We start from the raw sequence: 23770 nt of genomic DNA, 5'->3' as shown, positions 1-23770 counted from the left end.
CCGTCGTCGCCTTGGTAGGCCATTACCCCACCAACAAGCTGATAGGCCGCGGGCTCATCCTGCACCGCCGGAGCTTTCCACCAACCCCCATGCAGGGGAAGGTCGTATCCGGTATTAGACCCCGTTTCCAGGGCTTGTCCCAGAGTGCAGGGCAGATTGCCCACGTGTTACTCACCCGTTCGCCACTGATCCACCCCGAAGGGCTTCACCGTTCGACTTGCATGTGTTAAGCACGCCGCCAGCGTTCGTCCTGAGCCAGGATCAAACTCTCCGTGAATGTTTACCCGTAATCGGGTCGACACCCGCGTTGAGCGGCACGGCAACCACCGGAATAGGGCGGCCCCGCGCACTGCGTCCTCGCTAGTGTTTGTTTCAAAAGGAATCTCCAACCCCAGGAAACCTAAGGCCGGGGATGTCAACATATCTGGCGTTGACTTTTGGCACGCTGTTGAGTTCTCAAGGAACGGACGCTTCCTTCGGACCGCCTTCCAGCGGACCCTCCGGGCTTCGTTCTTTCGTGTTTCCAGCTTATCAGATGTTTTCCGCTCCGTTTTCCGGAGTTTCATTCATCGGATTTGCTTTCCGCTTTGCCGCCCCGGTCTCCCGCGGCGACTCCGGAACTGTACGGGGACCGGCCCGTCACATGCAAATCGCCCCTGCCCGGGGATCCGGGCAGGGGCGATCGGTGCCGGTCGAGGCCGGTCGGAGCCGGGTCAGCGGACCTCGGTGATCTCCGGACCGCGTGCGAACGGGTCGAGCGAGGTGCCGCCGAAGCGGTTGTCGCCCTCGCCGCCGGCGGCGGCGGCCCCGCCACCGTCGGCGACCATCTGGGCATCCTCGGGAAGCTTCAGGACGATCGGGTCACGGGGAGCCATCGGGGACTCGCCGCGCACGACGACCGTCTGCCGGAAGACCTGCTCCAGGATCCCGGCCATCTCCGGCTGCACCGCGGCCTGGCCCGAGATCACACCGCGCAGGAACCAGCGCGGGCCGTCGCAGCCGACGAACCGCACCAGCTGCACACCCTGGGTGCCGTCCGGCAGCTGCACCGGGACCTGGGCGCGGAGGTGCCAGCCGAGCGGGCCCTCCTCCTCCTCGATGAGGCCGCCCTGCGAGGTGATGCCGTTGGCGATCTCCTCCCGGACCTCCCCCCAGATGCCCTCGGACTTCGGGGCCGCGAAGGCCTGGAGCTGGATGGCGCTGTTGCCGAGCACGAGGGTGGCGGCCACGATCGCGTCACCGGCGACCTCGACGCGCAGCTCCATGCCCTCGACACCGGGGACCAGCAGACCCCCGAGGTCGACTCGCCCCTCCTCGGGGTTCTCGAGCTCGGAGTGGTCCCACGGACCGTCCGGCCGGGGGGCCGGCGGCAGGCCGACCCTGTCGGCCGGGTCCAGCTCGGTCACGTTCTCGCTCTCGGCGGAACCTTCGACGTCATCGGCCGTCTCGTCGGCGCTGATGGCGTCGTCGGCGAGCTGCTCGACAGCGTCCTCGCTCTTCTGGCGACGACGGAACACGGTCACTGTCCTTCCCGGTCCAAGACCGATGCGAATACCTGCTCGGCTTCCTGCGAGGCCGCGGGCATGCTAGACCGCGGCGTGGCCGCCGGTCGACCCGAACCCGCCCTCGGCACGTGCCGACCCAGGCAGCTCCTCCACCTCGTGGAAACGGGCCTTCTCGACCTGCTGGATCACCAGCTGGGCGATCCGGTCCCCTCGGCGGAAGCTGACCCCCTCGCGCGGGTCCAGATTGACGACGATCACCTTGATCTCTCCACGGTACCCGGCATCGACCGTCCCCGGGGCGTTCACGAGGGCAACGCCGCAACGAGCTGCGAGCCCGGACCGGGGGTGGACGAAGGCCGCGTAGCCGTCCGGCAGGGCGACGGCGATGCCGGTGGGCAGGACGGCCCGCTCGCCGGGCGCCAGCTCGGCGTCGACGGTGGTGCGCAGATCGGCACCGGCGTCCCCGGGCTGCGCGTAGGCGGGCAGCGGCAGCTCGGGGTCGATGCGCTTGATCAGGACGTCCAGCTGCGGGCGGGGGGTATCACTCAAGGGTTCACCTCAAAGGCTCGTGCGCGCTTCATCAGATCCGGGTCGTCGAGGACCTTCTCGATGTCCTCGGGACGACCGTGCGTGGTGAAGTGTTCCAGCTTCACCTGGATGAAGAGGGCCTGCGCGCGGACGGCGAGCGGTCCGTCCGGGCCGCCGATCCGCGCCTCGGCGGCGCTGTAGATCTTGCGGCCGTACACACCGGTGATCCAGGCGCGCAGGTGCAGCACCGAGTCGACGGGTACCGGGCTGAGGAAGTCGGTCTCCAGCCGGCCGGTCACGGCGGGGGCGTGCAGCAGCCAGTTGAGCGTGCCGAGGGTCTCGTCCATGGCGGTGGTCAGCAGCCCGCCGTGGGCCAGGCCCGGGCCGCCCTGGTGGGCGTCGCGGACGGCGAACTCGGCGGTGACGTCGAGTCCCTCGCCGGCGACCGCGTCGATCCGCAGGCCGCCGGGGTGCTGCGGGCCGCAGCCGAAGCAGTGCTCGTAGTGGGAGCCGAGCCGGGTGCCGGGGGCGGGCGCCCGGGGGTGGCGCTCCGGCAGGACGGCGTCCGGCGGCGGGGTGGTCGGGGTCGGCGGCATGACGGGCGCCGGCCGGTCGGTGGGGGTGCTGGGGGCTGTCGTACCGGTCACGGGGGCCAACCCTACCCAGGGGTAGGGGGCCTCCGGTGGGGGTGGCGTCCCGCGCCGGACGTCAGGGCGACCACAATGGGGGGCATGTACGACGAACGCCTCACGGTGCCGCGTTCCTGGTGGCTGCTCCCGATCGCGGTGGGTCTCACGCTCGCGCTGATCCTGATCCGGGTCAGCGGTCCGGCCGCGCTGATCGGGCTGGTGGTCGGCATCGCCGCCGGCGCGGTCGCGATCAGCAGTTACGGCTCGGCCCGCATCCGCGTGGTCCAGGGCTCACTGGTGGCCGGCCCGGCCCGGATCCCGGTGGACGCGCTCGGCGACGCTCAGGCCCTGAGCCCCGCCGAGGCGGCGGCCTGGCGCGGCCCGAAGGCCGATCCGCGCGCCTTCATGCTGCTGCGCAGCTACGTCCCGACGGCACTGCGGGTCGAGGTGACCGACCCGGCCGACCCGACGCCGTACCTGTACCTGTCGACCCGCTCGCCGATGAAGCTGGCGGAGGCCCTGGAGGACGCCCGGCGCGGCGCCCGCACCTGAGGCGGGCCCGAGCCGGCCGTGAGCCGGCCGGGCCAGGACCCGGGCCGGACGAAGACGCCGGACGGACCGAAGAGGCCGGACAAACGGAGAGGGACGGTTCCGCTGCTGCGGGACCGTCCCTACGACTTTGTCCTGACCGGGTTCCCGGCCGACTCCGTCCTGCCGGGCCCGTCCTGCCGGACGGTACCCGGACCTGCCGTCCGGCCCCGCTGCCCGGGGCCGGAAGGAGCGGTGTGCCGGTCCCGCGGGCGCAGCCGCGGGCACCGGGCCCTGTCCGCCGCGGTGCTCAGGCGCCGCAGTCCCGGCAGATCGGGTTGCCGTTCTTCTCGCTGTAGAGCTGGCTGCGGTGGTGAACCAGGAAGCAGCTCATGCAGGTGAACTCGTCGGCCTGCTTCGGCAGGACACGGACGGCGAGCTCCTCGTTCGAGAGGTCGGCGCCGGGAAGCTCCATGCCCTCCGCGGCGTCGAACTCGTCGACGTCGACAGAGCTGCCGCCCTTGTCGTTCCGCCGAGCCTTGAGCTCTTCGATGCTGTCCTCGTTGACGTCATCGTCGGTCTTGCGTGGGGTGTCGTAGTCGGTTGCCATTTGTCGCTCTCCCCCTCCGGGTTGTGCGGTGTGTGCGGTATCTCCAGCGCACGTAACGCATGGGGGGTCGGTCTTGTGCCCGACCCGAGGCGGAGATTTTGCCTTACTTCAAGCCCTGTTACTCAATCGACACTCAGCCCGGGCTCCATCGGGGTGATCCCCGGGCCTGCGGAAGGCCTCACGCTGGGCCATCGCCGACCCCTGTCGGACCCGATAAACCAGACACGGACAGTGAGCAAGACCGGTGCGGGCGCCTGAGAAATCCCGTGCCCACCAGGGAGACCGACCGATCCCGCGGACCGGCCGGGGGCCGAAATCCGGTCACGGACGGCGATCGGCACCCCTGGGCCGGTGATCACTCTCCGGGGTTGCCCGGAATCGCGGAGCGACACGATGTGAGCTTGGTCACGTTAAGAATCTTCCTGGTCAAATCACGGAAAATCCACCCACTCCGACCGCCCGGTGCCGGGCCTCAGCCGGCGGTCCTCCGGGCCGCGCGGCGGGCCAGCAGGGCGGCCTGGCGCTCCTCGAACTTCCGGGCCTGATCGTCCAGCCCGTCCAGGAAGACGCCCAGCTCGTTCTGCGCCAGCAGGCCCTCCGGGCCGAGCCCGCCGATCTCCATGACCTTGAGGTGGCGCAGCACCGGCTGGAGCACGTCGTCGTGGTGGATACGCAGGTTGTACACCCCGCCGATGGCGATCTGCGCGGCGGCGCGCTCGAAGCCGGGGATTCCGTGGCCGGGCATCCGGAAGTCGGTGACGACGTCGGCGACGGCCCGCATGGCCTGGTCCGGGGCGATCTCCAGGGCGGCCTTCAGCAGGTTCCGGTAGAAGACCATGTGGAGGTTCTCGTCGTTGGCGATCTTCGCCAGCAGCTGCTCGCAGAGCGGGTCGCCGGCGTACTTGCCGGTGTTGCGGTGCGCGATGCGGGTGGCGAGCTCCTGGAAGGCCACGTACGCGACCGAGTGCAGCATGCTGTGCGCGTTGTCGGACTCGAAGCCCTCGGACATGTGGCTCATCCGGGCCCGCTCCAGCTCCACCGGGTCGACCGCCCGGGTGGCGAGCAGGTAGTCGCGGATCGCTATCCCGTGGCGCCCCTCCTCGGCCGTCCAGCGGTGCACCCAGGTGCCCCAGGCGCCCTCGCGGCCGAACATGGTCGCGATCTCGTGGTGGTAGCTGGGCAGGTTGTCCTCGGTCAGCAGGTTCACCACCAGCGACACCCGGCCCACCGCGGTCACCCGGGACTGCTCCAGCGACCAGGCCTCGCCGCCCAGCACGCCGTCGAAGTCGCGGCCCTGGCTCCACGGGACGAACTCGTGGGGCATCCACTCCTTCGCCACGGCCAGGTGGCGGTTGAGCTCCTTCTCGACGACCTCTTCGAGGGCGAGGATCAGCCGCGCGTCGGTCCAGCCGCTCGCGACGAGCGGGGAGCTGCTGCTCTGCACAGGGGCGATGGTCACGGTCTTGCTCCTGAGGGGACGGCACGCGCTGGGACGGGCGCGTTGAGACGGGGACACTTCGTGCGGACCCGCCGACGGGCCGCCGACGGATTCACCTACGGTTGCGTAGGTTACGACACCGTAAGTTGCTCGGGCCGGAAAAGACAAGCCGCCCCCGCCAGGCCTTATGTCGTCTTGACGGGCCTGGCGGGGGCGGCTGGGAACGGTCGCCTACGGAAGGGTCGTTCGACCCTTACGGAGAGGGGATGCGGACCCTCATGGTGAGTCCGCCACCGGCGCGCGGCGTGGCCTCGATGGTGCCGCCGTGGGCGCGCACCACCGAGCGGACGATGGACAGGCCGAGCCCGACCCCCTTGTCGCTGCGGGTGCGGTCGGCACCCTTGATCCGGCGGAACGGCTCGAAGATGTGCTCCAGCTCGTACCCGGGCACCATCGGGCCGGTGTTGGAGACCACCAGCTCGCCGCCGCCGGGCACCGCCGTGGTGGCCAGCTCGACCCAGCCTCCCGGGGTGTTGTAGCGCACGGCGTTCTGCAGCAGGTTGAGCGCGAGGCGCTCCAGCAGCACGCCGTTGCCGGCGGCCATGGCCGGATCGAGCTTCGCGCGCAGCTCGACCTCGCGCTTGTCGGCCTCGCCGCGGGTCTGCTCCAGCGCCCGGGTGGCCACCTCGGACAGCTCCACCGGGCGCCGGTCGGTCAGCTCGTTCTCGCTGCGGGCGAGCAGCAGCAGGCCCTCGACCAGCTGCTCGCTGCGCTCGTTGGTGGCCAGCAGGGTCCTCCCCAGCTGCTGGAGGTCGGACGAGGCCGCCGGGTCGGAGAGCTGGACCTCCAGCAGGGTGCGGTTGATCGCCAGCGGGGTGCGCAGCTCGTGCGAGGCGTTGGCGACGAAGCGCCGCTGGGAGTCGAAGGAGCGGTCCAGCCGGTCCAGCATGCCGTCGAAGGTGTCGGCGAGCTCCTTGAGCTCGTCGTCCGGGCCGTCCAGCTCGATCCGGCGGTGCAGGTCGGAGGAGGCCACGTCGCGGGCGGTGCGGGTGATCCGGCCGAGCGGGCGCAGCACCCGGCCGGCCATCGCGTAGCCCGCCGCGAAGGCGATCACGGCGAGGCAGACCAGCATGGTCAGCGACTTGCGCAGCAGGGTGTTGAGCGCGGAGTTCGAGCGCGCCAGGTAGTCGGCGGCCTGCCACTGGTTGTAGTCCGCGCTGTTCATGGTGGTGCTGACGCCGTCGGGGCTGGTGACCCGGAGGCTGCCGTCGAAGACCAGCTTGCGCGGCGCCAGGTACGAGACGGCGTCCTGGAAGAACACGTACATCAGGAGCAGCAGCACCACGCCGGCCATCAGGAACATCCCGCCGTAGAGCAGGGTGAGCCGCATCCGGATGGTGGGGCGGAAGGGCAGCCAGGCGAGCATGCCGTCGCCGGGGGTGTAGTGCCCGGGGCGGTGGACGCGCGGCGGGGTCAGGGGCTTCGGCGGGACGGCACGCGGGCCGCCGGCGGGCGCGCCGGAGGCCCCGCCGGCCGGGGGCGGGGTGGTCATGATGGTCCTCTCGGGGCGTCCGCCGGGGCGGGCGCGTACGGCGGGGAGTCCGGGGTCGGGCGGACTCCGGTCGTCAGATCCGGTAGCCGGAGCCCGGCACGGTGACGATCACCGGCGGGTCGCCGAGCTTGCGGCGCAGCGTCATCACGGTGACGCGCACGACGTTGGTGAACGGGTCGGTGTGCTCGTCCCAGGCCTTCTCCAGGAGCTGCTCGGCCGAGACGACGGCGCCGCCGGCCCGCATCAGCACCTCCAGGACGGCGAACTCCTTGGGGGCGAGCTGGACGGTGCGTCCGTCGCGGATCACCTCGCGCCGGCCGGGGTCGACCGAGATGCCGGCGCGTTCCAGCACCGGGGGCAGCGGGACGGTCGCACGGCGGCCCAGCGCCCTTACCCGGGCGACGAGTTCGCTGAAGGCGAACGGCTTCGGAAGGTAGTCGTCCGCGCCGATCTCCAGGCCCTCGACCCGGTCGCTGATGTCGCCGGAGGCGGTCAGCATGATCACCCGGGTGGCCAGGCCCTGCTCGACCACCTTGCGGCAGACGTCGTCCCCGTGCACCAGCGGAAGATCGCGGTCCAGGACGACGACGTCGTAGTCGTTGACCGCGATGCGCTGGAGCGCGGCCTCCCCGTCGTACACCACGTCGACGGCCATCGCCTCGCGGCGCAGGCCGGTCGCGACGGCCTCGGCAAGCAGCTGCTCGTCCTCGACGACGAGAACCCGCACGGTCGTTGTCCCTTCTCCAGGCCGGCCCCGGAAAGCGGACGCGCGGCTCCGACGGTGCCTCCATCCTGCCTGGTCCGGCGGTAAAGCAGCGATAAGCTGCCCCTCGGGCACGGAGCCGGAGCCCCCGGCCGTCACCGTTCGCACCCGCAGCACTCCGCTTGGACTGTGACACAGGCAACTTTCTTCCGCCGGGAGGTTTCCCGCCCTCCGGGGCGGGGAGGACAGCTGCACACCCGCGATCTGGCTGACGGCCGGTCGCACCCACCCGCCGTGCGTTCATCCGCGCCGGCCCTGGGGCTGGGACATCACCGGGAGCGGCCGAAGGGCCGTCTCCGCACCTATCCGGACCTTCACCACCATCCGGGCTCGGTGCTTTCACCGGCTGGACCTCCTCGGGGCGGAGAGCGCACGACCGTGCACGTCCGACACAGTAAGGGGGCCCGTATGGACGCCTTCAAGGCCGGAATCCTGCAGCGCATAGCCAACGCCGAGCAGGATCTGCACCGCGCGATCGAGGCCGGGGACGAGTTCCTCGCCGAGGTGGAGCAGTCCGAGCTGGACGACCTCCGCCGACTCGCCGCCGAGCACGGCGTGGACACGGTGCTGGAGCGCCACCGCACCGCTGCCTGACCCGTCCGGCACACCGACCAGTCGCCGGATCTCCGGCACCAGCGGCCCTGCGGGGGCCGTGCGAAACCCAGGCCCTGGCATTCCCCGTATGCCAGGGCTCTTCGCATGTCCGGGGCCGCCCCGCCCGGACCCGCGGGTTCCGCGGGCGGGGCGGCCGGAACCGGTCAGTCCGCCCAGGCGCGCAGCGCGGCCAGCCGCTCCTGGAGCGGCTCGTACACCCCGGGGGCGGCGGCCACGGTCAGCTCGCCGTCGGGGCCGTGCCCGGGACGGCCGCCGACCAGGGCCCCGGCCTCGGCGGCGATCAGGCAGCCGGCCGCCCGGTCCCAGGGGGCGAGGCCGCGCTCGTAGTAGCCGTCCAGCCGCCCGGCGGCGACGTCGCACAGGTCCACCGCGGCCGCCCCGCCCCGGCGGATGTCGCGCACCTGCGGCATCAGCGCCAGCAGCACCTCGGCCTGCCGGACCCGCACCGACTGGACGTAGTTGAAACCGGTGGCGATCAGCGCCTGGCCCCAGGGCGGGGCCGGGCGGGCCGAGACCGGCCGGCCGTCGAGGCGGGCACCGCGGCCCAGGACGGCGTGGAACAGCTCGCCGCGGGCCGGGGCGTACACCACGCCGACGACCGCGCGGCCGTCCACCTCGGCGGCCACGCTGACCGCCCAGGAGGGCAGCCCGTACAGGTAGTTGACCGTCCCGTCGAGCGGGTCCACGACCCAGCGGACCCCGCTGGTGCCCGGCCGCTCGGCGCCCTCCTCGCCGAGGTAGCCGTCCTCCGGGCGGCGGTCGGTGATCAGCTCCAGGACGAGCTTCTCGGAGGCGAGGTCCATCTCGGTGACCACGTCGACCGGGCTGCTCTTGGTGCCGGCCACGCCGAGGTCGGCGGGGCGGCCGTCGCGCAGCAGCGCGCCGGCCTGCCGGGCCGCGTCCAGGGCGACCTCCAGCAGGTCGTCGAGGAGCCGGTCGTCGGACAGGGCGGGGGTGGGCACGGGGTTCTCCTCCGGAGCGACGGGACGGACGGGACGGCAGGACGGACGGGGCGCGCGGGGCGGCCAGGGCACGCGGGACGGACCGGCCGCGCGGGACGGGCGGTCAGTGCTCGGCGACCGCCGGACGCGGGGCGCGCGGGTTCGGGCAGCAGGCCACCGCGCACACGTCGTGGCTGGGGCCGAGGGTGCCGAGGGCGCAGCGGGTCACCCGCTCGCCGCGCTCGACGGCGGCCCGCTCCAGGACGAGCTCGCGCACCGCGGCGGTGAACCGGGGGTCGGCGCCGACGGTGGCGGCCCGGGCCACCGGCAGGCCGAGCTCGGCGGCCTTGGCCACGGCCTCGGTGTCGAGGTCGTACTTGACCTCCATGTGGTCGGAGACGAAGCCGATCGGGACCATGACCACGGCGGGCGCGCCGTCGGCGTGCTGGGCCTCCAGGTGGTCGCAGACGTCGGGTTCCAGCCACGGGGTGTGCGGGGCCCCGCTGCGGCTCTGGTACACCAGCTCCCACGGCCGCTCGGCCACGCCGGTGCGGTCGGCCACCGCGGCGGCGATCAGCCGGGCCACGTCCAGGTGCTGGGCGACGTACGCGCCGCCGGGCTCGCCGCGGGCCGGGTCGTCCGGGGCGCCGGAGGTCTCGGCCATCGAGTCCGGGACGGAGTGGGTGGTGAACGCCAGCCGGGCGCCGGGACGGACGGCCTCGGGCAGCTCCTCCAGGGCGGCCAGGACGGCGTCGGTCATCGGCTCGACGAAGCCCGGGTGGTTGTAGAAGTGCCGCAGCTTGTCGACCCGCAGAGCGGGCACGCCCTCCTCGGCGAGCGCGGCCAGCGCGTCGGCCAGGTTCTCCCGGTACTGGCGGCAGCCCGAGTAGCCGGCGTAGGCGCTGGTGGCGAGCACCGCGATCCGGCGGTGGCCGTCGGCGGCCAGCTCCCGCAGGGTGTCGACCAGGTAGGGCGCCCAGTTCCGGTTGCCCCAGTACACCGGCAGGTCCAGCCCGTGCTCGGCGAAGTCCTTGCGCAGCGCGGCGAGCAGCTCGCGGTTCTGCCCGTTGATCGGACTGACCCCGCCGAACATGAAGTAGTGCTTGCCCACCTCCTTCAGCCGCTCCTTGGGGATGCCGCGGCCGCGGGTGACGTTCTCCAGGAACGGGACGACGTCCTCGGGCCCCTCGGGCCCGCCGAAGGAGAGCAGCAGCAGGGCGTCGTACGGGGCGGCGCCGGAGGGGGAGGGTTTGCGCGCGTCGGACATGGCACCGATCCTGCCACTGAGGGGCCGGGTGCCGTCGCGGGGGCCGCGCGGGTGTCCGGAAAATACCGTTTGCCAACGTACGTAAGCTGTGTTTGCCAGCCTTGTTCCTTACTCCCCTGCCCGGAGCTCCCGTGCTGTCCAGCTACCGCCAGATATTCGCCTCCCCCGGCACTCTGGCCTTCTCCTCCACCGGCTTCGTCTCCCGGCTGCCGATCTCCATGACCGGGATCGGCATCGTGACCATGCTGTCCCAGCTCAGAGGCTCCTACGGAGTGGCCGGCCTGGTCTCCGCCTGCCTCGCGGTCTCCGCCGCGATCCTCGGCCCCCAGGTCTCCCGGCTGGTGGACCGGCACGGCCAGCGGAGGATCATCGTCCCCGCCATGGCGATCACCATCGTCGCCGTCACCGGCCTGCTGCTCTGCGCCCGGCTGGAGGCCCCGGACTGGACGCTGTTCCTCTTCGCCGCCGGCATGGGAGTGATGCCCAGCACCGGTGCGATGGTCCGCGCCCGCTGGGCCCACCTCTACCGCGAGGACACCGGCAAGCTGCACACCGCCTACTCCTTCGAGGCCGTGGTCGACGAGGTCTGCTTCATCGTCGGCCCGATCCTCTCCATCGGCCTGGCCACCTCCGTCTTCCCCGAGGCCGGCGTGCTGCTCGCCGGGATCTTCCTCGCCGTCGGCGTGCTGCTGTTCGCCGGGCAGCGCTCCACCGAGCCGCCGGTCCACCCGGCCGCCCGGCACGCGGGCGGCTCGGTCATCCTCAACCGCGGCCTCCAGGTGCTGATCGTGACCTTCGTCGCCACCGGCGCGATCTTCGGCTCGGTCGAGGTGGTCACCGTCGCCTACGCCGAGGCCCAGGGCCACAAGTCGATCTCCAGCGTGATCCTCGCCCTGTGGGCGCTCGGCTCCTGCCTGGCCGGGGTGGTCTTCGGGACCCTCAAGCTCACCGGCTCGATGGCGGTGCGCTTCCTCGTCGGCGTCCTGTTCATGGCGGTCAGCATGGTTCCGCTGCTGCTGGTCGCACACGCGGTGCACGGCGTCGGCGGGCTGGTCGCGGTCGGCGCCGCGCTGCTGATCGCCGGCATCGCCATCTCCCCCACCCTGATCACCGCGATGGCCCTGGTCGAACGGCTCGTCCCGGCCTCCCAGCTGACCGAGGGCATGACCTGGACCACCACCGGCCTGGCCCTCGGCGTCGCGGTCGGGTCCTCGGCCGGCGGCTGGGTGGTCGACGCCTCCGGAGCCGCCGCGGGCTACTGGGTGCCGCTGGCCGCGGGCCTGCTCGGCGTGGTCGCCGCCCTCGCCGGCCTCGCCCGGCTGCGCGCCGGACTGGCCACCGAACCCACCGCCGAGGCTGCGGCCGACGGGGCCGGACGACCCGTAGACGCCGACCGGTGAACTGACTAGTCTCTCGCCCTACCCGCGGGCCGTACCGGCGGGTAGGGCGGTAGCGCCGCCCCGGACCGCGCCGACCCGTTCGGCCACGGAGCAGGAGGCAGCGCAATGCCCCAGGCCAGTACCGCGACCCCCGCCCGGTGGACCAACTGGGCCGGCAACCAGAGCGCCCGGCCCGCCCGGGCCGCCGCCCCCGGCACCGCGGAGGAACTGGCCAAGGAGATCCTGCGGGCCGCCGAACAGGGCCGCACCGTCAAGGCCGTCGGCTCCGGCCACTCCTTCACCTCCATCGCCTCCGCCGGCGACGGCGTCCAGATCCGCCCGCACGCGCTCACCGCCGTCCGCGGGATCGACCGCGAGGCCGGCACCATCACCGTCGAGTCCGGCCTCCCGCTGCACCGGCTCAACCGGGTCCTCGCCGCCGAGGGCCTCTCGCTGACCAACATGGGCGACATCGAGGTCCAGACCGTGGCCGGCGCCACCAGCACCGGCACCCACGGCACCGGCCGCGACTCCGGCTCGCTGGCCGCCCAGATCCGCGCCCTGGAGATCGTCCTCGCCGACGGCACCGTCCGGCGCTGCTCCCCCACCGAGAACCCCCGGCTCTTCCAGGGCGCCCGGCTCGGCCTCGGCGCCCTCGGCGTGATCACCGCGCTCACCTTCGGCGTCGAGCCGGCCTTCCTGCTCACCGCGCACGAACAGCCGATGGGCTTCGACGAGGTGCTGGAGCGCCTGGACGACCTCACCGCCGTCAACGAGCACTTCGAGTTCTACTGGTTCCCGCACACCGACCGCTGCGCCACCAAGCGCAACAACCGCAGTCAGGGCCCGGCCGCCCCGCTGCCCCGGTTCAAGGAGTGGCTGGAGGACGACTTCCTCTCCAACACCGTCTGGGAGGGCGCCTGCCGGGTCGGCCGGCGCTTCCCCGGCTCGATCCCCTCCATCGCCTCGATGGCCAGCCGGGCCTGGTCCGAGCGCAGCTTCACCGACACCGCGTACAAGGTGTTCACCAGCCCGCGCAAGGTCCGCTTCGTGGAGATGGAGTACGCGGTGCCGCGCGCGGCCGTCGGCGAGGTGCTGCGCGAACTGAAGGCCCTGGTCGAGCGCTCCGACTGGAAGGTCAGCTTCCCGGTCGAGGTGCGCTTCGCCCCCGCCGACGACCTCTGGCTCTCCACCGCCTCCGGCCGGGACAGCGCCTACATCGCCGTCCACCTCTACCGGGGCACCGCCGACCAGGGCTACTTCACCGGCGTCGAACAGCTGATGACCGCCCATCAGGGCCGGCCGCACTGGGGCAAGCTGCACACCCGCGACGCCGAGTACCTGGCCGGCGTCTACCCGCGCTTCGGCGACTTCACCGCGCTGCGCGACGAGGTCGACCCGCAGCGGGTGTTCGGCAACGACTACCTGCGCCGGGTGCTGGGCGCCTGACCGGCGCATGTCCTAGGAGGTCGCGGCGGCCCCGTCGGCCGACGGCGGGGCGACCGGTGCCTTCGCCGGCTCCTTCAGCGGCTCCCTCGCCGGGGCGTCGCTCGGCGCCGGCGGCTGCGGGGTCGTGCCGCCGCCGGGCTTCCCGCCGCCCGCCGACGGGGAGGCGCCGGCCGACGGGGTCGCGCCCGGGCCCGCCGAGGGCGAGGCCGTCCCCGCGCCGGTGCTCGGCGTGTCGCCCGGCTCCCGGCTCGGCCGGGTGGTCGCCGGGGCCGAGGCCCCGCCGGACGGTGCGGTGTCCTGGCCCGGGCGGCCGCCCGGGGCGGGCCGGTCCGTCGGGGCGTCCTGCGGCCGGTCGGACTTGTCGGACTTGGACGTCAGCGCCCCGCCGAAGGACGTGCCGTTGCCGGACTCGCCCTTGACCGTCGCCGACACCGGCTGCCCGGTGGCCAGTTCGAACGCCACGATCGGCGCCATCGCCAGCACGAAGACCAGCCCGGACACCGCCGCGTACGTCTTCCAGCCCCACCGCCGGCGCGCCCGCACCACCTGCGGCTCGTTCCACTCCGAGGTGATCACCGGCGGCTGCGCCCGCGTCCCGGACGGCCCGGTCTCCACCGGCGCCTGCCGCAGGGTGTTGACGGCCTGGTTCGGCCCCCGGTCCACCGCCTCGCGCAGCTGCTCACCGGTCCGCTTGAAGATGTGCTGGAACACCGCGCCACCGGTGGTGGCCCCGATGCTCACCACGGCGGCGCCCAGGATCGTGCCGTACACCCCCAGCTCGGAGGCCAGCAGCGCGCCCACCACCGTGGCCAGCGCACTCGCCGCGACCTGAGCCACACTCAGATCGATGCGCCTGCGCTCCTCCTTGACCTTTCCGCCCTCCTCGGCGGGGCTCCGCTCCGGCATCAACATCCCTCGGTCCGTACGACTGTTCCTCGAACAAGGCTCTCCATCTTGCACAAAGAAGGACACAAGGGACGAAAATGCGGTTCTCCGCACCCGGATTGTGTGAAGATGATCACCGTTCATCCGACGGTGGTCCGCCATTGGGGGAGCGCGCTCTTGAGATTCCCGTGAATCGCGGGAGACTTGAGCGGCGAGCCGCCCCGCTGGATGCCACGAATGGAGTACTGTTCGTAAAGCCCGAGCCTTGGGTCGACTTGTCGACTACGTCTACACCGGTAGCTTGACGAGGAGCCACTGAACGGGCACGCACGGCGACGCCGGTCCCGGATCGTCGCGAACACTCCGCGTGCGAGGACGGCCGGGACACCCAGGCGCGACGCCGACGGACGGCGTGGCAAAAAGGCAACCGTGCCACAGCGGCGCGCGCGGGCATAAGCCCGACACGCCGGGGAACTCAGCAAGGTTGTGGCCAGTCGCCAGTGGGCAGGCCACACTCAGTACGGGAGCAGCGACGCAGGTGACGTCGGCAGGCACCACCCGGGAGGTAACCGTGCCCGAACTGCGGGTTGTGGCCGTCAGCAACGACGGCACACGGCTGGTGCTCAAGGCTGCCGACAGCACGGAGTACACCCTTCCCATCGATGAGCGGCTGCGTGCCGCCATCCGCGGGGACCGGCCGCGCCTCGGCCAGATCGAGATCGAGGTCGAGAGCCATCTGCGGCCCCGGGACATCCAGGCCCGGATACGAGCCGGTGCCTCCGCCGAGGAGGTCGCCCAGGCGGCCGGCATCTCCGTCGACCGCGTCCGCCGCTTCGAGGGCCCGGTGCTCGCCGAGCGCGCCTTCATGGCCGAGCGCGCCCGCAAGACCGCGATCCGCCGCAACGGCGAGTCCCCCGGTCCGCAGCTCGGCGAGGCCGTCGCCGAGCGGCTCGCGCTGCGCGGCGCCGAGAAGGAGACCGAGCGCTGGGACTCCTGGCGGCGCGACGACGGCACCTGGGAGGTCATCCTCTCCTACCGGGCCGACGGCGAGGGCCGCAGCGCCTCCTGGACGTACGACCCGCCCCGGCGCCTGGTCCAGCCCAACGACGACGAGGCCCGCGCGCTGATCGGCGAGAACGTCGAGCGCGAGGAGGAGTCGGTCTTCCCGTTCATCCCGCGGATCGCCCGGCTCCCCCACGAGCGGCCGCCCCGCCCGATGATCGACCGGCCCTCGGCCGACCGCATCATGTCGGCCCGCGAGGTCCGCGAGTCGCGGGAGGCCACCGCCGAGGCCCGGGACTCGCTGACCAGCCTGCTCGACGTGGTCCCCGCCTTCCGCGGCGACCTCGCCGTCGGCGCCCCCGCCCCGATCGAACCGGTGCCCGCCGAGGTCGCCGAGGAGAGCGAGGAGGCCGCTGCGGCGGCCGCCCCGGCCGTCGGCGCGGGCTCGGCCTACGCCGACATCCTGATGCCGCGCGCCGTCGCCCCGCACCGTGAGCGCCTGGTCGGCACCACCGACCGGCAGGCCGAGGCGGACGGCGTCCGGCCCGGCCGCCGGGCCACCGTGCCCAGCTGGGACGAGATCGTCTTCGGCAGCCGCCGCAAGAAGCAGGAGTAGTAGCGCAGCAGCACGCTGGTAGGGGGCGTCGGCCGAGCCGGCGCCCCCTACCGCTGCGCACCCGTCGGGGGATCCCGCCGCAGGGTGCGCGCAGGCTCAGCCCGGCTGCTCGGTGACCGCCACCGGACGCGACTCGTCGCTCGACCACTCGCTCCACGAGCCCGGGTACAGCACGGCCGGCAGACCCGCCACCTCCAGCGCCAGGATCTGGTGCGCCGCCGTCACGCCCGAACCGCAGTACACCGCGGTCTCCCGCTCCCCCGCGCCCAGCGCCCGGAACCGGGCGGCCAGCTCGGCGGCCGGCCGGAACCGGCCGTCCGGGCCCACGTTCCCGGCCGTCGGCGCCGAGACCGCGCCCGGGATGTGCCCGGCCCGCGGGTCCACCGGCTCGCTCTCGCCCCGGTAGCGCTCCCCGGACCGGGCGTCCAGCAGCAGGCCGCCGCGCGCCAAGGCCGCGGCGCCGTCCCCGTCCACCGTCGGCAGCTGCCCCGGCACCGGCTTGAAGTCGCCCTCCCCCGGCTCCGGCGGCTCGGTCGACACCGGCAGCCCGGCCCCCTGCCAGGCCGCGAACCCGCCGTCCAGCACCCGGACGTCCCGGTGCCCGGCCCAGCGCAGCAGCCACCAGGCCCGGGCCGCCGCCATCGAGGCCGCGCCGTCGTACACCACGACCGGGCGCAGCGCACTCACCCCGAAGCGGCGCATCGCCGCGCCGAACTCCTCCGGGTCCGGCAGCGGGTGGCGACCGCCCCGGCCGGGGGCGCCGGGCGGGGCGGCCAGGTCCCGGTCCAGCTCGACGAAGTGGGCGCCGGGCAGGTGACCGGCCCGGTACTCCTCGGCCGCGGTCGGGCCGCCCGGCGCGGCGCCGACCAGCTGGTAGCGCACGTCCAGCAGCACCGGCGGCAGCGCGGAGGCCAGCGCCTCCCGCAGCTCGGCCGCGGAGATCAGCGGGGAACCGTCGTTGTAGGTGGTGGTCATGGCGGCCATTGTCGCGCAGCGCGGCCCCCGCGGCGGGGCATCCGGCTCCTCGCCGCGGTCCGACCCGCGGAATCCGACGGAATCCGTCGGGACACGCCCGAACCGCCGCTCTTTGTGGGGTCTTTGCCGGATTCTCCGCGCGGCCCGAGGGTTGGGCGCCCGCCAGGGTGGAAGCATCACCCTCGCGCGCGTGGATTTCCGTGCGCCAACCACCCACGAGGAGGCCCGCATTGCCCGCGGTGGAACTCCGACTGGCCCAGGGCACGCCCTGCTGGGTCAGCCTGCTGACCGACGACCTGCCCGGCGCCCGCGCCTTCTACGGCGCCCTGCTCGGCTGGACGTACACGCCCGGGCCCGGGCAGCTCGGCGACTACGTCCGGGCCGAGCTCGACGGGGCGCCGGTGGCCGGCCTCGGCGTCTCCACCGCCACCGGCTTCCCGGTGCAGTGGACCACCTACTTCGCCGTGGACGACGCCGACCGCACCGCCCAGCTGGTCCGCGAGTGCAGCGGGACCGTCGCCGTCGGACCGCTCCAGGCCGAACGCGCCGGGCGGATGGCCATCGCCGCCGACGTCTCCGGTGCGGTCTTCGGCCTCTGGCAGGGCGAGGAGCACCTCGGCCGGGAGGCCGGCCGCGAACCGGGCGCCCCGGCCTGGGCCGAACTGCTCACCCCCGACGCACAGGGCGCCGCCGCCTTCTACTCCACCGTGTTCGGCCGCCCGGTCCGCTCCACCGCGGACGAGACCGCACTGCTGGTGAACGAGCGGCCGGTCGCCGGCATCCGGCACCGCGCCGAGCTGCGCGGCCACCCGCCGCGCTGGCGCACCCACTTCGTGGTCCGCGACGCCGGGCTGGCCGCCCGTCACGCCGTGGAGCTCGGCGGCCGGGTCCTGGTCGAACCGCACGACACCGCCCGCGGCCGCGCCGCCCGGCTCGCCGACCCGCAGGGCGGGCACTTCTCCGTGCTGGAAGTGATTCCGTAGCGGCCGCGGCCGTCCGGGGGGCGCCGGTGCCTGCGGGCCGCCGGCCCTCCCGGGCCTGCTGCTCCGCTCCGGCCTGCCGATCTTCCCCTCAGGCCTGCTGCTCCTCGAAGGGCAGCACGTCCGGGGAGAGCACCGAGGCGCGCGCCGTCGCGGCGGTCAGCCGGCGGCGGTGGTGGCGGCGGCACAGCACCTCGTAGCCGACCTCGTCCCGGTCCACCGAGATGTCGCCGATCACCACCTGCGCGCCCTCGACCACCATCACGCCGCCGACCGTCCGGGCGTTGTGGGTGGCCCGGGCGCCGCACCAGCACAGCGCCTCGACCTGGAGCACCTCCACCCGGTCGGCCAGCTCGATCAGCCGCTGCGAGCCCGGGAACAGCCGGGTGCGGAAGTCGGTGGTGATGCCGAAGGTGTAGACGTCGATGCCCATCTCGTCCACCACCCGGGCCAGCTGGTCGACCTGTTCGGCGGCGAAGAACTGCGCCTCGTCGCAGATCAGGTAGTCCACCCGCCCGCCGGCCGAGATCCGCTGCACGACGTGCGCGTGGAAGTCGAAGTCGTCCGTCACCTCGACCGCGTCGGCGCGCAGGCCCAGCCGGCTGGAGATCGTCGCCGCGCCCGCCCGGTCGTTGCGGGTGAGGATCACGCCCTGCCGGCCGCGCGCGGTGTGGTTGTGGTCCATCTGCAGCGCCAGCGTCGACTTGCCGCAGTCCATCGTGCCCGAGAAGAACACCAGTTCAGCCATGGGTGGAGCAAAGGCCTTTCAAATCAAGGGAGTTCGGGCACAGATAAGTCAAGTGGGCGGCGCGGCCCGGCTAGCCGCGGACTTCGAGCAGCGGCACGAACTGCTCGACCGGGGTCATCGAACCGTGCAGACCGATCATCGCGGACTCGCCGGGCTCGTTGCGGGAGGCGACGATCGCGATGTCGTCGCGCGCCGCGGCCACCACGTCGCCGATCCGGGCGTACACCCGCTCGTCCACCGTCGGACCGAACCAGCCCGCCTCGATCGCCCGGTCCCGGGTGGCCACCCACATCCGGTCGCCCAGCACCTCGCTCCAGACCGCGTGCACATCGGCCGCCGCACCGGGCACCGCGTACACGTGCCGGGCCCGGCCCTCGCCGCCGAGCAGGGCGACGCCGGCGCCCAGCTCCCAGTCCTCGTCGAAGTCGATCCGGTCCTCCGGCGCGATGTCGATCATGCCGTGGTCGGCCGTCACGTACATCGCCGAGCGCGGCGGCAGCTGCGCGGCCAGCCGGCGGGCCAGCCGGTCCACCGCGTCCAGCGTCATCCGCCACTCGTCCGAGTCCACCCCGAAGCGGTGGCCCGCACCGTCCAGCTCGCTGACGTAGGTGTACACCAGCGCCCGGTCGTGCTCGGCCAGCCAGGAGGCCGCCAGGTCCATCCGCTCCTCGCCCGTGGTGCGGCCGAGGAAGGTGCCGCCGGACAGCGCCACCCTGGTCAGCGGGGTCTGGGCGAACAGCGGGGACGAGACCTGCGCGGTCGCCACCCCGGCCTGGTGGGTCCGCTCGAAGACCGTCGGGTACGGCTGCCAGGCGTGCGGGTCGGTCGGCGGCTGCCAGCGCAGCTGGTTCATCAGGTAGCCGGCGCCCGGTACCGCCACCGTGTACCCGGCCAGGCCGTGCAGGCCCGGCGGCGTGCCGGTGCCGACCGAGGCCAGCGAGGTCGCCGTGGTCGACGGGAAGCCCGCGGTCAGCGGACGGCCGCTGCCGCCCAGCGAACTCCCGACGAGCGAGGACAGGAACGGCGCGTACTCGGGGTGGCGCAGCAGCAGCTCCCAGCCCAGGCCGTCCACCAGGAACACCACCACCCGGTCCGCCGGGGCGATCGGGAGCGTCGCGGTGAACCCGGGGACGCCCAGCCCCGCCGCCACCGAGGGCAGCAGGTCGCACAGCGAGCCGCTGCCGTACGGGGGCGCGGGGGCCGTGGCCGGGTCAAGGATCTCGAAGGCGTCGTAGCCGTCGGCAGGAACGAAGGACATGGAACCGGATTCGTAGCGGTGCGGTCGGTCGGATGCGGCGGAGCTCAGACCCGCGGGCTGGTGCTGATCGTCGCGTCGGACAGCGCCCGGGCGAACACCAGCGCCTGGGCCACCGTCTCCGGGCCGTCGCCGGCCTCGCTCACCCGCAGGGAGAGGTCGTCGGCCGTGGCCGAGCCGGTGTAGCCGTGGTCGGCCTCGCAGTTCGGGTCCGAGCAGCCGGCCGGCTCCAGGTCCAGGCGCTGCACCGCGCCCCAGCCGATCGTCAGCACCACCTCGCGCGGCAGGGTGCCCGGGGTGTACGTCTCGGGGTTCGCCACCATCCGGCTCAGCACGACCGAACCGATCCGGTCCAGCCGGACGCTCTCCGTCGACGTCGTCGCGAACGGCACCGCCGGGCTGCCTTCGGCCCCGGACTGCTCGTCGGTGTGACTCACCACGAACCGGGTCGGGGTGAGCACCAGCACCGTCACGTGCCGGCGCACCTCGTTGGCGTCGAACGTCGTCTCCTGGTGCACCAGGTAGGAGCTGATCGGCTCCGGGCCCACCGCGGACTCGACCGCCTCGGACACCAGGGCCGGGTAGTAGCCGCTGCGCTCGATAGCCGAGCGCAGGTCCTGAGTGGTGGTGGTACCGGTCTTCGCCATATCTCCATCCTGGCATGGTCCGCCGACGAAGCGGGCGGCACGGCGCCGAGCTTCGGACAACAGCGCCCGGGCAGGGCGCAACCAAGGAAGGTTACAGCGTGCTCATCGCGCGCGGGCCCAGATCGCTGCGGACCGGCAGGGGTGCGACCCGTACCCGCGCCCCCAGGATCGCCAGTCCGTGCGGGGCCACGACCACCGGTTCGAGATCCACCGAGGCGATCTCCGGAACGTCGTCCACCAGCTGCGAGACCCGCAGCAGCAGTTCCTCCAGCGCGCCGGTGTCCACCGCCTCGGCGCCGCGCCAGCCGAACAGCAGCGGCGCCGCCCGGACCTCCCGGATCAGCCCGGCGACGTCCTGGTCGGTGGCCGGAACCAGCCGGTGCGCCGTGTCGCCCAGCAGTTCGGCCGGCGCACCGGCCAGACCGAAGGAGAGGATCGCGCCGACCGCCGGGTCCACCGTGGCGGCGATCACGGTGTCCACGCCGCGCGGCGCCATCCGCTGGACCACCAGCTCGGCCTGCGCGGCGCCGCCGAGCAGCGCGTCCAGTTCGCGGTGGGCGCGGCGCAGGACCGCCTCGTCGGTCAGGTCCAGCCGGACACTGCCCAGGTCGGGGCGGTGGCGCAGGTGCGGGGCGGTCGCCTTGAGGGCCACCGGGTAGCCGAGCGTCCCCGCGGCCCGTACGGCCGTCTCCTCGTCCGGGGCCGGCCGCACCGGGGAGACGTCGATCCCGTAGCGGGCCAGCAGCTCCTGGGCCCCGGCCTCGGGCAGGGTGATCCGGGCGCCGCCGGGCTGGGTGCGCGCGGCCACCGCGGCCCGGGTGCTCAGCGCCGCCTCCACCAGCCGGCGGGCGCCGGGCTCGTCGATCCGGTCCAGCTCGGGGACGCGCGCCGTCTCCTCGGCCTCGGCCGTGCGGCGGCGCCACTGCGCGTAGTGCACGGCGTGGGTGAGGGCGTTCACGGCCCGCTCGGGCGCCGCGTAGGCGGGGATGCCGCCGGGGCGCAGCCGGGTCGGCAGGTCGGTCAGCGCCAGGTGGGTGAGCAGCAGCGGCTTGCCCAGCTCCCGGGCGCGCAGGGCCGCTTCGAGCAGGGCGGCGGCGATCTCCGGGTCGTCCGAGCCCATCGCCGGGTCGTCCTCGCCGGTCAGCCGGCCGCCCATGAAGGCGTGGGCGGAGGTGCCGATCGGCGGGATGGCGACGGCGATCACCGCGTCCACGGCCGGGTCGGCGAGCGCGACGTCCAGCGCGATCCGGAAGTTCTCGCCGGTCGCGGCGGTGGTGAGGTCGACGGGAGTGCACGGGCGCAGGCCGGCGCTCAGCAGGGCGTCGTAGGTGAGCAGGCCGAGCGAGTCGGAGTTGCCGACCACCGCGACCCGGTCCCCCGGTGGCAGCGGCTGCTGGGCCAGCAGCTCGCCGGTGTCGTACAGCTCGGTGATCGTCGCCACCCGGGTGACGCCCGCCTGTTCGAACAGCGCGTCCACGGTGGCGTCGCGCAGGCCGGTGGCGGTGGCGGGGACGGCGTGGCCGGGCGGCAGGCTGCCGGTGTGCCGGGCGCCCTTGACCACCACGACCGGCTTGACGGCGGCCAGCCGGCGGGCGATCCGGGTGAACTTGCGCGGGTTGCCGAAGGACTCCAGGTACAGCAGCACCACCTGGGTGGCGTCGTCCTCGGCCCAGTACTGGAGGAAGTCGTTGCCGGAGACGTCGGAGCGGTTGCCGACCGAGGCGAAGGAGGAGACGCCGAGGCCGCGCTTGTGGGCGGCCTCCAGCAGGGCCACGCCGATCGCGCCGGACTGGCAGAAGATCCCGAAGCCGCCGCTACCGGGCAGGCGCGGGGCGAGCGAGGCGTTCAGCGGGTGCTGCGGGTCGGTGTTGATCAGGCCGAAGGCGTTCGGGCCGATCACCCGCATGCCGGCCGCGCGGGCCTGGCGGACCAGCGCGCGCTGGCGGTCCCGGCCCTCCGGGCCGGTCTCCGCGTAGCCGGCGGTGACCACCACCAGGCCCTGCACCCCGTGGGCGCCGCACTCGGCGACGGCGGCCGGGACGGCGCCCTCGGGGACGGCGATCACGGCGAGGTCCACCGGTCCGGGAATGTCCAGAATCGAACGGTGGACCGGGACGCCGTCCAGCTCGGTGCCGGGCGCGGCGTTGCGGTTCACCGCGTACACCGCGCGGTCGGCCGGGGCGTCGTCCCCCAGCAGGTCGCGCAGGATGGCCCGGCCGACGGTCTGCGGGGTGCGGGAGACCCCGATCACCGCCACCGAGCGCGGGGTGAGCAGCCGCTGCACCGAGCGCGCCTCGGCGCGGTGCTCGCGGGCGCGCATCACGGCGAGCGAGCGGTCGGTCTGTTCGAGGTCGAACTCCAGGTGCACCACGCCGTCGGCGAAGCTGCGGTGCTGGGTGTACCCGGCGTCGGTGAAGACCTTCACCATTTTCCGGTTCTCCGGCAGCACTTCGGCCTGGAAGCGGCGGATGCCGCGCTCCTGCGCGACCGCCGCGATGTGCTCCAGCAGGGCGGAGGCCACGCCGCGGCCCTGGTGGGCGTCCTGCACCAGGAAGGCCACCTCGGCGTCGGTGCCGGTGTCGCAGGGGCGGCCCTCGGCGTCGATCCGGTCGTACCGGACGGTGGCGATGAAGCGGTCCCGGACCACCACCGCGAGGCCCACCCGGTTCACGAAGTCGTGGTGGGTGAAGCGGCGGACGTCCTTGTCGGAGAGCCGCGGATATGGGGCGAAGAAGCGGAAGTACTTGGACTGGTCCGACACCTGCTCGTAGAACTCCACGAGCCGGCCGGCGTCGGCGGGGGTGATCGGCCGGATCCGGGCCGTGCCGCCGTCACGCAGCAGGATGTCCGCTTCCCAGTGCTGCGGATAGTCGGGTTGCTCGGGGTTCGCCACCGCGGGGTCTTCCACATTCGTCAGGTTATCCGGCGGCGGGCCGAATGGCGCCGGGCGCGTGCTCACGGCAGGGTGGACAGCGCCATCGACCGGGTTTTATGCCCCGAAAAGAAACAATCACAACTCCTGAACGCGGCGGTTTCCAGGGGCCGCCTGCGTGCAACACTGGTCTAGACAACATGGCCGCTTCCCCCGCTCCCCCTGAGCACGGCCGTGACCAGCTTCACCGGAAAGGCACGTCTCATGGCTGAGCGCCGCGTCACCATCGGTTGGGCCGAGGGCCTGCACGCCCGTCCCGCCTCCGTCTTCGTCCGGGCCGTCACGGCCACCGGCGTGCCGATCACCATCGCCAAGCCCGGCGGCAACCCGGTCAACGCCGCCTCCATGCTCGGCCTCCTCGGCCTGGGCGCCCAGGGCGGCGACGAGGTCATCCTCGCCTCCGACGCCGAGAACGCCGACGACGCCCTCGACCGCCTCGCCAAGCTCGTCTCCGAAGGCCTCGACGAGCTCCCCGCCGCGGCCTGAGCCTCGCAGCACACACCCGATCGGGGTGCCGCCACACCGT

Annotated in this window: 22 protein-coding genes and 1 rRNA gene; 7 read left to right on the top strand and 16 right to left on the bottom strand. The window is 73.3% G+C overall.

Annotated features, from left to right (window positions below; all coding sequences use genetic code 11):
- The 4 genes from ACFVHV_RS11990 to ACFVHV_RS11975 form a co-directional block, all read right to left on the bottom strand.
- Window positions 1-277 (bottom strand): 16S ribosomal RNA (locus ACFVHV_RS11990); the annotation flags it as partial.
- Between the two features lie 436 nt (window positions 278-713).
- Window positions 714-1517 (bottom strand): DUF3710 domain-containing protein, encoded by an 804-nt coding sequence (locus tag ACFVHV_RS11985; protein WP_359913217.1) that lies wholly within the window; start codon window positions 1515-1517, stop codon window positions 714-716.
- Between the two features lie 69 nt (window positions 1518-1586).
- Entirely contained in the window at window positions 1587-2054 is a 468-nt protein-coding gene (dut, locus tag ACFVHV_RS11980; RefSeq protein ID WP_030239204.1) for a dUTP diphosphatase, read from the bottom strand.
- Complete coding sequence (locus ACFVHV_RS11975) at window positions 2051-2629, bottom strand: PaaI family thioesterase (protein ID WP_380350905.1); 579 nt, start codon at window positions 2627-2629, stop codon at window positions 2051-2053. Before ACFVHV_RS11975 ends, dut begins: the two co-directional genes overlap by 4 nt.
- A gap of 135 nt (window positions 2630-2764) precedes the next feature.
- On the opposite strand from ACFVHV_RS11975, the gene ACFVHV_RS11970 reads away from it, so the two are divergent.
- Window positions 2765-3214 carry a DUF3093 domain-containing protein gene (locus ACFVHV_RS11970; RefSeq protein ID WP_380350893.1) on the top strand — a complete coding sequence of 150 codons (450 nt, stop codon included), beginning with the start codon at window positions 2765-2767 and terminating at the stop codon, window positions 3212-3214.
- A 286-nt stretch (window positions 3215-3500) separates the two neighbouring features.
- Here ACFVHV_RS11970 and ACFVHV_RS11965 read toward each other — a convergent pair whose 3' ends face one another.
- The 4 genes from ACFVHV_RS11965 to ACFVHV_RS11950 all read right to left on the bottom strand — a co-directional run bounded on the left by ACFVHV_RS11965 (window position 3501) and on the right by ACFVHV_RS11950 (window position 7517).
- Complete coding sequence (locus ACFVHV_RS11965) at window positions 3501-3800, bottom strand: DUF4193 domain-containing protein (protein ID WP_329924615.1); 300 nt, start codon at window positions 3798-3800, stop codon at window positions 3501-3503.
- Between the two features lie 472 nt (window positions 3801-4272).
- Complete coding sequence (locus ACFVHV_RS11960; RefSeq protein ID WP_359913225.1) at window positions 4273-5259, bottom strand: acyl-ACP desaturase; 987 nt, start codon at window positions 5257-5259, stop codon at window positions 4273-4275.
- A gap of 232 nt (window positions 5260-5491) precedes the next feature.
- Window positions 5492-6790 carry a HAMP domain-containing sensor histidine kinase gene (locus tag ACFVHV_RS11955; protein WP_359913228.1) on the bottom strand — a complete coding sequence of 433 codons (1299 nt, stop codon included), beginning with the start codon at window positions 6788-6790 and terminating at the stop codon, window positions 5492-5494.
- A gap of 73 nt (window positions 6791-6863) precedes the next feature.
- Window positions 6864-7517 (bottom strand): response regulator transcription factor, encoded by a 654-nt coding sequence (locus tag ACFVHV_RS11950; protein WP_359913230.1) that lies wholly within the window; start codon window positions 7515-7517, stop codon window positions 6864-6866.
- Between the two features lie 444 nt (window positions 7518-7961).
- Between ACFVHV_RS11950 and ACFVHV_RS11945 the strand changes: the two genes are divergently transcribed.
- Window positions 7962-8147, top strand: coding sequence for a hypothetical protein (locus ACFVHV_RS11945; RefSeq protein ID WP_030057688.1), 186 nt, complete (start codon window positions 7962-7964; stop codon window positions 8145-8147).
- Between the two features lie 164 nt (window positions 8148-8311).
- Here the strand turns inward: ACFVHV_RS11945 and ACFVHV_RS11940 are convergent, their stop codons facing one another.
- Window positions 8312-9130 carry an inositol monophosphatase family protein gene (locus tag ACFVHV_RS11940; protein WP_359913233.1) on the bottom strand — a complete coding sequence of 273 codons (819 nt, stop codon included), beginning with the start codon at window positions 9128-9130 and terminating at the stop codon, window positions 8312-8314.
- Window positions 9131-9233: 103 nt separating this feature from the next.
- On the bottom strand, window positions 9234-10376 hold the full coding sequence (locus ACFVHV_RS11935) for a ferrochelatase (protein WP_359913235.1): 1143 nt from the start codon (window positions 10374-10376) through the stop codon (window positions 9234-9236).
- Window positions 10377-10507: 131 nt separating this feature from the next.
- Between ACFVHV_RS11935 and ACFVHV_RS11930 the strand changes: the two genes are divergently transcribed.
- Both ACFVHV_RS11930 and ACFVHV_RS11925 read left to right on the top strand, forming a co-directional pair.
- Window positions 10508-11776 carry an MFS transporter gene (locus ACFVHV_RS11930; protein ID WP_359913237.1) on the top strand — a complete coding sequence of 423 codons (1269 nt, stop codon included), beginning with the start codon at window positions 10508-10510 and terminating at the stop codon, window positions 11774-11776.
- Window positions 11777-11881: 105 nt separating this feature from the next.
- Window positions 11882-13204, top strand: a complete 1323-nt coding sequence (locus ACFVHV_RS11925; RefSeq protein WP_359913239.1) for a D-arabinono-1,4-lactone oxidase — start codon at window positions 11882-11884, stop codon at window positions 13202-13204.
- A 12-nt stretch (window positions 13205-13216) separates the two neighbouring features.
- Here ACFVHV_RS11925 and ACFVHV_RS11920 read toward each other — a convergent pair whose 3' ends face one another.
- Window positions 13217-14110 (bottom strand): hypothetical protein, encoded by an 894-nt coding sequence (locus ACFVHV_RS11920; protein WP_380350889.1) that lies wholly within the window; start codon window positions 14108-14110, stop codon window positions 13217-13219.
- 517 nt (window positions 14111-14627) lie between these two features.
- On the opposite strand from ACFVHV_RS11920, the gene sepH reads away from it, so the two are divergent.
- Complete coding sequence (sepH, locus tag ACFVHV_RS11915; RefSeq protein ID WP_359913245.1) at window positions 14628-15707, top strand: septation protein SepH; 1080 nt, start codon at window positions 14628-14630, stop codon at window positions 15705-15707.
- Between the two features lie 96 nt (window positions 15708-15803).
- On the opposite strand, the gene ACFVHV_RS11910 is transcribed toward sepH, so the two are convergent.
- Window positions 15804-16682, bottom strand: coding sequence for a sulfurtransferase (locus tag ACFVHV_RS11910; protein WP_380350887.1), 879 nt, complete (start codon window positions 16680-16682; stop codon window positions 15804-15806).
- A gap of 239 nt (window positions 16683-16921) precedes the next feature.
- On the opposite strand from ACFVHV_RS11910, the gene ACFVHV_RS11905 reads away from it, so the two are divergent.
- On the top strand, window positions 16922-17665 hold the full coding sequence (locus tag ACFVHV_RS11905) for a VOC family protein (protein ID WP_359913263.1): 744 nt from the start codon (window positions 16922-16924) through the stop codon (window positions 17663-17665).
- Window positions 17666-17753: 88 nt separating this feature from the next.
- On the opposite strand, the gene ACFVHV_RS11900 is transcribed toward ACFVHV_RS11905, so the two are convergent.
- The 4 genes from ACFVHV_RS11900 to ACFVHV_RS11885 all read right to left on the bottom strand — a co-directional run bounded on the left by ACFVHV_RS11900 (window position 17754) and on the right by ACFVHV_RS11885 (window position 23220).
- Entirely contained in the window at window positions 17754-18410 is a 657-nt protein-coding gene (locus ACFVHV_RS11900; protein ID WP_359913251.1) for a thymidine kinase, read from the bottom strand.
- Window positions 18411-18480: 70 nt separating this feature from the next.
- Complete coding sequence (locus ACFVHV_RS11895; protein WP_359913253.1) at window positions 18481-19668, bottom strand: nucleotide pyrophosphatase/phosphodiesterase family protein; 1188 nt, start codon at window positions 19666-19668, stop codon at window positions 18481-18483.
- A 44-nt stretch (window positions 19669-19712) separates the two neighbouring features.
- Window positions 19713-20312: a DUF5998 family protein gene (locus ACFVHV_RS11890; RefSeq protein WP_359913254.1), complete on the bottom strand. Its 600-nt coding sequence runs from the start codon at window positions 20310-20312 to the stop codon at window positions 19713-19715.
- 91 nt (window positions 20313-20403) lie between these two features.
- A complete protein-coding gene (locus tag ACFVHV_RS11885; RefSeq protein ID WP_359913257.1) occupies window positions 20404-23220 on the bottom strand; it encodes a GNAT family N-acetyltransferase in 2817 nt (938 codons plus the stop codon).
- Between the two features lie 228 nt (window positions 23221-23448).
- On the opposite strand from ACFVHV_RS11885, the gene ACFVHV_RS11880 reads away from it, so the two are divergent.
- A complete protein-coding gene (locus ACFVHV_RS11880; protein ID WP_049653316.1) occupies window positions 23449-23730 on the top strand; it encodes an HPr family phosphocarrier protein in 282 nt (93 codons plus the stop codon).
- The last annotated feature ends 40 nt before the right edge of the window (window positions 23731-23770 follow it).

The organism is Kitasatospora sp. NPDC127116 (genome assembly GCF_042677365.1).
Classification (GTDB): domain Bacteria; phylum Actinomycetota; class Actinomycetes; order Streptomycetales; family Streptomycetaceae; genus Kitasatospora; species Kitasatospora lactacystinica.
This window is presented reverse-complemented; position numbering and strand designations above follow the sequence as displayed.

Excerpts from the sequence above, each read along its gene's own strand:
- ACFVHV_RS11975 (WP_380350905.1), bottom strand. The coding sequence starts at position 2,629 with ATGCCGCCGACCCCGACCACCCCGCCGCCGGACGCCGTCCTGCCGGAG.
- ACFVHV_RS11970 (WP_380350893.1), top strand. The coding sequence starts at position 2,765 with ATGTACGACGAACGCCTCACGGTGCCGCGTTCCTGGTGGCTGCTCCCG.
- ACFVHV_RS11965 (WP_329924615.1), bottom strand. The coding sequence starts at position 3,800 with ATGGCAACCGACTACGACACCCCACGCAAGACCGACGATGACGTCAAC.
- ACFVHV_RS11955 (WP_359913228.1), bottom strand. The coding sequence starts at position 6,790 with ATGACCACCCCGCCCCCGGCCGGCGGGGCCTCCGGCGCGCCCGCCGGC.
- ACFVHV_RS11945 (WP_030057688.1), top strand. The coding sequence starts at position 7,962 with ATGGACGCCTTCAAGGCCGGAATCCTGCAGCGCATAGCCAACGCCGAG.
- ACFVHV_RS11935 (WP_359913235.1), bottom strand. The coding sequence starts at position 10,376 with ATGTCCGACGCGCGCAAACCCTCCCCCTCCGGCGCCGCCCCGTACGAC.
- ACFVHV_RS11925 (WP_359913239.1), top strand. The coding sequence starts at position 11,882 with ATGCCCCAGGCCAGTACCGCGACCCCCGCCCGGTGGACCAACTGGGCC.
- ACFVHV_RS11920 (WP_380350889.1), bottom strand. The coding sequence starts at position 14,110 with ATGCCGGAGCGGAGCCCCGCCGAGGAGGGCGGAAAGGTCAAGGAGGAG.
- ACFVHV_RS11910 (WP_380350887.1), bottom strand. The coding sequence starts at position 16,682 with ATGACCACCACCTACAACGACGGTTCCCCGCTGATCTCCGCGGCCGAG.
- ACFVHV_RS11900 (WP_359913251.1), bottom strand. The coding sequence starts at position 18,410 with ATGGCTGAACTGGTGTTCTTCTCGGGCACGATGGACTGCGGCAAGTCG.
- ACFVHV_RS11895 (WP_359913253.1), bottom strand. The coding sequence starts at position 19,668 with ATGTCCTTCGTTCCTGCCGACGGCTACGACGCCTTCGAGATCCTTGAC.
- ACFVHV_RS11890 (WP_359913254.1), bottom strand. The coding sequence starts at position 20,312 with ATGGCGAAGACCGGTACCACCACCACTCAGGACCTGCGCTCGGCTATC.
- ACFVHV_RS11880 (WP_049653316.1), top strand. The coding sequence starts at position 23,449 with ATGGCTGAGCGCCGCGTCACCATCGGTTGGGCCGAGGGCCTGCACGCC.